This window comes from Metalysinibacillus jejuensis (genome assembly GCF_003057615.1).
In the GTDB taxonomy this organism is placed as follows: Bacteria; Bacillota; Bacilli; order Bacillales_A; family Planococcaceae; genus Metalysinibacillus; species Metalysinibacillus jejuensis.
In genome coordinates this window covers 1-385 of the sequence record NZ_QAFW01000186.1, presented here as the reverse complement: position 1 = coordinate 385, position 385 = coordinate 1, and the positions used below count along the sequence as shown (strand labels likewise).

At 33.2% G+C, this 385-nt stretch carries 1 protein-coding gene; it reads right to left on the bottom strand.

All coding sequences use genetic code 11. The annotated features are described in order from the left end of the window. A partial coding sequence (locus tag DDE80_RS14815) for a helix-turn-helix domain-containing protein (protein WP_153060952.1) occupies nucleotides 1–295 on the bottom strand: 295 nt, incomplete at its 3' end. Between the last annotated feature and the right edge of the window lie 90 nt (nucleotides 296–385).

Below are 385 nucleotides of genomic sequence, written 5' to 3'. Positions count from 1 at the left end.
CATTGCCTTCAAAAAAATTCTTATAAGCCTTTTGTAAGTTCATTTGTGCATTTGCTAAAGCTAAAGAATCCACTTCTTTTAGGAATGGAAATTCGTCTTTATATTTAGCTGGTGTCGGGAACTTTTGCTTTTTAAGCATTTCCTTGTCGTCTTTGTATTTTGCATAAGTGGCTTGTCTTTCCACAAGCATCTTATTGTAGGCAAAGCGAACACAACCAAATGTTTTGGCTAATAGTATTGCCTGTTCTTTATTTGGTAGTAAACGGAATTTGAATGCTTTGTTTTGTTTAGTCATATCAATTCACCTCGCTTTGTACGGAATAATATCTTATGTATTGATTATATCGTAGAAATACCGTACAATCAAGTGAGAGGTGATAATTTT